Origin of the sequence: Kineococcus siccus (assembly GCF_009906795.1) — a bacterium.
In the GTDB taxonomy this organism is placed as follows: Bacteria; Actinomycetota; Actinomycetes; order Actinomycetales; family Kineococcaceae; genus Kineococcus; species Kineococcus siccus.
This window is the reverse complement of sequence record NZ_JAAALN010000259.1, coordinates 1-5,293: the sequence shown is the minus strand read 5'-3', so window position 1 is coordinate 5,293 and position 5,293 is coordinate 1. Positions and strand designations below refer to the sequence as shown.

Annotated in this window: 4 protein-coding genes; 3 read left to right on the top strand and 1 reads right to left on the bottom strand. The window is 78.0% G+C overall.

From position 1 onward, the window contains the following. Positions 1 to 56 precede the first annotated feature (56 nt). Positions 57 to 989: a UTP--glucose-1-phosphate uridylyltransferase GalU gene (gene galU / locus GTR02_RS19530; RefSeq protein ID WP_166609151.1), complete on the bottom strand. Its 933-nt coding sequence runs from the start codon at positions 987 to 989 to the stop codon at positions 57 to 59. 191 nt (positions 990 to 1,180) lie between these two features. On the opposite strand from galU, the gene GTR02_RS19525 reads away from it, so the two are divergent. The 3 genes from GTR02_RS19525 to GTR02_RS19515 form a co-directional block, all read left to right on the top strand. Further along, positions 1,181 to 1,882, top strand: a complete 702-nt coding sequence (locus GTR02_RS19525) for a 5-formyltetrahydrofolate cyclo-ligase (RefSeq protein WP_166609150.1) — start codon at positions 1,181 to 1,183, stop codon at positions 1,880 to 1,882. Positions 1,883 to 1,946: 64 nt separating this feature from the next. Continuing rightward, positions 1,947 to 3,440, top strand: coding sequence for a potassium/proton antiporter (locus GTR02_RS19520; RefSeq protein WP_166609149.1), 1,494 nt, complete (start codon positions 1,947 to 1,949; stop codon positions 3,438 to 3,440). 43 nt (positions 3,441 to 3,483) lie between these two features. Further along, the coding region (locus GTR02_RS19515) for a phosphodiester glycosidase family protein (RefSeq protein ID WP_166609148.1) at positions 3,484 to 5,293 on the top strand (1,810 nt) is incomplete at its 3' end.

The window sequence follows — 5,293 nt, the reverse complement described above, 5'->3', positions numbered from 1 at the left end:
GGAGGAGGGGGCGGGGTCACGGCGACGGGCTCAGGCCACCGCGCGGGGGGCCCGGCTCACGACGCGGAGCTCTCGCCCGCGCCGGCGGCGACGTACTCGCCGAGCCAGGCGCGCAGGTCGGCGCCGATGTCGGCCCGCTCGCTCGCCAGCCGCACGACGGCCTTGATGTAGTCGAGCTTGTCGCCCGTGTCGTAGCGGCGGCCGCGGAAGACCACGCCGTGCACGCCGTGGCCCGGACCGTCGCCCTGCGCCAGGACCTGCAGCGCGTCGGTGAGCTGGATCTCGCCGCCCTTGCCGGGCGGGGTCTCGTGCAGGACGGCGAAGACGGCCGGGTCCAGCAGGTAGCGCCCGATGATGGCGAGGTCGCTGGGGGCCTCCTCGGTCTTCGGCTTCTCCACCAGGCCGGAGACCTTGACGACGTCGGGGGTGTCGGTGGGCTCCGCGACGGCGCAGCCGTACAGGTGGATCTGGTCGTGGGGCACCTCCATGAAGGCCACGACGCTGCCGCCCAGGCGCTCGCGCACCTCGATCATGGTGTCCAGCAGCGGGTCGCGGGCGTCGACGATGTCGTCGCCCAGCAGGACCACGAACGGCTCGTCGCCGACGTGCTGCTCCGCGACGAGCACCGCGTGGCCCAGGCCCCGGGGGTCGCCCTGGCGGACGTAGTGGACCTGCGCGAGGTCGGTGGACTCCTGGACGCGGGCCAGCTTCGCGACGTCGCCCTTGGCCTCGAGCCCGACCTCGAGCTCGACGTTGCGGTCGAAGTGGTCCTCGAGCGAGCGCTTGTTCCGCCCCGTGATCATCAGCACGTCGGTCAGCCCGGCGCGGACCGCCTCCTCGACGATGAACTGGATGGCCGGGGTGTCCACCACCGGCAGCATCTCCTTGGGCATCGCCTTGGTCGCGGGCAGGAAGCGGGTGCCCTGCCCGGCAGCCGGGATCACGGCCTTGCGCACGGCGCGGCCGGGACGGTCGTCGCGTTCAGTCATGGGCCCGGAGGCTACCGTCCGCGCGCTCCGCGGCACGGCGAGCTGCCGCGCGGGGCCGTGTGGGGGGTCGCGGATCGTGTCCGGTTCGCGACGCGCCACGCGTGGCACTCGCCGCCCGGGGCGGGCACACTCGGTGCAGGACGTCGCCGGCAGGTCCAGCGGGGAGGACGTCCCCAGCGCGAGGAGCGGCCGTGCCACCCACCCGTCAGGACGACGCCGGCGCCCGCACGCACGGCCGGCGCGGTGACACCGCCCCCGGTGGTGCACCGCGCAGCGACGTGCCCGCGGAGGACCGGCTGGTCGTGGTGCACGACCGCCTCGTCGTGGAGGCGCGCAAGGCGGGGGTCCGGCGCGAGGTGCGCGCGCAGCGGCGCTCGCGCGACGCGGCCGCGGCCGCCGACGTGGACGCCGCCGTCGCCCGGGTGCTCCTCGGATCGCCTGTGCTGCACGGTGTCGCGCGCATCGCCTGCTACACCTCCCGCCCCGGTGAGCCCGGTACGCGCGCGGCGCTGGCGGAGCTGCGCCGCGCGGGGGTCGAGGTCCTGCTCCCCGTGACCCGGCCCGACGGCGACCTGGACTGGGAGCTCCGCCCGGTCCGCACCGGGGCGGGTGGCGGCCGCGGCCCCGGACCCCTCGGCGTGCACGCCCTGGCCGGCGTGGACCTCGTGGTCGTGCCCGCGCTCGCCGTCGACACCGCGGGCCGGCGCCTCGGGCAGGGCGGCGGCAGCTACGACCGCGCGCTGGCCCGCGTCCCGCACCGGGTGCCCGTCGTCGCCGTCGTGCACGACGAGGAGCTCCTCGACGCGGCCGTGGCGCCGCTGCCCGTGCTGCCGCACGACCGGTCCGTGCAGGCCGTCGTGACCCCGACCCGCTGGTTGTGGCTCGCCGCCTGACCCGGCGCCGGCGGCGGGCGCCGCCGAACGGGTGACTCCCCGTGTCCGCCCGGTACGGTGCGGCATGACCCTCGAGGAGTTCAGCCGCGTGCTGCTCCTCTCCTCCGGCGTGCTGCTGCTCGCCGTCCTGGCCGTGCGGCTGGCCGTGCGGACGGGCCTGCCGTCGCTCCTGCTCTACCTGGGCTTCGGGCTGCTGATCGGCGAGGACGGCCTGGGCATCCCCTTCGAGGACGCGCAGCTCACGCAGGTCCTCGGCTACGCCTCCCTCATCCTCATCCTGGCCGAGGGCGGCCTCACGACGCGGTGGTCGACCGTGCGCGACGTGCTGGGCCCGGCCGGCGTGCTCGCCACCGTGGGGACCGCGGTCTCGATCGCGATCACCGGGGCCGCGGCGCACTGGCTGCTGGGCCTGGACTGGCCGCAGGCCGTGCTCGTCGGGGCGGTCGTGTCCTCCACCGACGCGGCCGCGGTCTTCTCGGTCCTGCGCCAGGTGCCGCTGCCCGGCCGCCTCAGCGGCCTGCTCGAGGCGGAGTCGGGCCTCAACGACGCCCCCGTCGTCATCGCGGTCGTGGCGCTCACCGAGATCGCCGTGGGCGGCGAGCAGCACTCCTGGTACTTCTACGTCGGCGAGGCCGTGTTCGAGCTGGCGGTCGGCACCGTCGTCGGCCTGGCCGTGGGCTTCGCCGGCGCCGCCCTGCTGCGCCGCAGCGCCCTGCCGGCGTCCGGGCTGTACCCCATCGCGGTGCTCGCGCTCGCGGTGGGCGCCTTCGCCGTGGCCGACGTGGCCCACGGCTCGGGCTTCCTCGCGACCTACCTGTGCGCCCTCGTGCTGGGCAACTCCCGGCTGCCGCACCGGACGTCGACCGGGGGCTTCGCCGAGGCCTTCGGCTGGCTCGCGCAGATCGGCCTGTTCGTCATGCTCGGGCTGCTGGCCGACCCGTCGCGGCTGCCGGGCGCCCTGGGCGACGCACTGCTCGTCGGGCTGGCGCTGACGCTGCTGGCCCGCCCGCTCTCGGTCCTCGTGAGCCTGCTGCCCTTCCGGCTGCCCCGCACCGAGCTCGCGTTCCTGTCCTGGGCGGGGCTGCGCGGCGCGGTCCCCGTCGTGCTGACGACCGTGCCCCTCGTGAGCGGGGTGGCCGGGGCCCAGGAGCTCTTCGACGTCGTGCTGGTCCTCGTCGTCGTGTTCACGCTCGTGCAGGCGCCCACGCTGCCCTTCCTCGCCCGCACGCTGGGCCTGCAGTCCAGCGCCCCCACCACGGACCTCGACGTCGAGGTGTCCCCGCTGGGGACGCTGTCGGCGGACGTGGTCCGCGTCCGCGTCGGCCCGGGCTCGCGGCTGCACGGCGTCGAGGTGTTCGAGCTGCGCCTGCCGCGGGGCGCCAACGTCACGCTGGTCGCCCGCGACGGCTCGACGTTCGTGCCGCAGCCGCGGACGGCGCTGCGCCACGGCGACGACGTGCTCGTGGTGACGGCCGCCGCCGAGCGCGAGCAGGTGGAGCGGCGGCTCGCCCAGATCAGCCGCCACGGCAAGCTCGCGGGCTGGCGCGACCGGGGCTGACGAGCCCCCCAACTCTGAGTGCTCATCCGGTTACTGTCTGCGGGTGCGCTCCCTCCTCGCCGCCACCGTCGTCGCCGCGGTCGGCGCCTCGGTGCTGCTCGCTCCCCCGGCCACCGCGCTGTCCGGGAGCATGCTGTCGACCGGCGCGGCCCCCGCGGGCGCCGCGCGCCCGGTGCTCGCGGCCGCGGGCGTCGCGGTCGAGCTCAGCGCCTCCCGGCAGACCCTCGCGCCGGGCCTCACGCTCGAGCGGCGCGCGACGCTGGACGCCGCCGGGCCCGTCCGGACCCAGGTCCTGCGGCTGGCGGCCGGCAGCTCCAGCCGACCGGACCTGCTGCAGGACAGCCTGTCCCGCCCACGCACACCCGTGGACCTCGCGGTCGCGGGCGGCGCGGTGGCCGCCGTGAACGGCGACTTCTTCGACATCGACCGCACGGGCGCCCCCGACGGCCCGGTCGCCCTCGACGGCGCCGTGGTGAAGGCCGAGGACGTCCCGCAGACCGTGGTCGGCCTCGACGGCGCCGCCGTCGGGCGCCTGTCCGACGCCCTGCTCGCCGGGAGCGCGACCGTCGCCGGCCGCCGGGTGCCCCTGGCCTCCCTCAACCCCGGGCACGCCCGTGGCGACGCGCTGGCCGTCTACACGCCCGCGTGGGGCCCGGGCGACCGCCGGTTCGCCGCCCCCGGCGGTGCCGTCGAGCTCGAGGTCCGCGGCGGCCGCGTCAGCGCCGTGCGCCCCACCGCGACGGCGCTGCCCGTGCCGGCCGACGGCCTGGTCCTGCTGGCCACGGGCACGGTCGCCGCGGCGCTGGCCGCCACGCCCGTCGGGGCCGACGCGCAGGCCACGTGGCAGGTGCGGGGCGACGCGCTGCCCGGCTCCCCGACCGGGCAGGCCCTGGGGGCCCGCCTGGTCCTGCTGCGCGACGGCCGCGTGCCGGCCATCGACACGGGCGACCCGCTGTGGGGCGCCCCGCACCCGCGGACCGCGATCGGCTGGACCGCCGCCGGCGACGTGCTCCTGCTGAGCGTGGACGGCTCGACCGCCGCCTCGCGCGGCCTGACGGCCCCCGAGACCGCGCAGCGGCTGCTCGAGCTGGGCGCCGACGACGCCGTCATGCTCGACGGCGGCGGGTCGGCGCAGCTCGTCGCCCGCGCGCCCGGCGAGGCGCGACCCGAGGTGGTCGGAGTGCCCTCCGACGGCGCCCCGCGGCCCGTGGCCAACGCGGTCGGGATCGTCACGGCCCCCGGGGACGGGCGGCCGCGTGCGCTGGTCCTGCGGGCGTCGTCGCCCCGGCTCTTCCCCGGCCTGCGCCGCGCGGTGACGGCCGTCGCGACCGACTCCTCGGGAGCGCCCGTGCCGCTGCCCGCGACGACCTGGGCGACGTCGGCGGCCGCCGCGGGCGTCGAGACGACGCCGTGGGGCGCCCTGCTGCACGGCGCGACCCCGGGACGCGCCCGGCTCACCGCGACCGCCGGCGGGGCGGGCGGCGCGCTCGACGTCGAGGTGCTCGGGCCCCTCGTCGACGTGGAGCTGGAGGGCGGGCGACCCGTGCTCCCGGCCCCCGGGGCGAGCGTCGACGTCGCCCTCGTCGGCCGCGACGCCGAGGGGCGCCGCGCCCCCGTCGACGCGGGCGACGCGCGCCTGGGCACCGACCCCGCCGCGCTGCGGGCCGAGGCGCTGCCCGACGGCCGGGTGCGCCTGACCGCGCTGGCCGCCGGCCGGTCCGAGAGCCGCCTCGACGTGCGCGTCGGCGGCGTCACCGGGGCCCTGGCCGTCGCGGTCGGCCTGGGCGACACCCCGCTGGACCCGCTGACGGACCCCGGCCGCTGGCGGGCGGCCGCGACCCGCGCCACCGCGA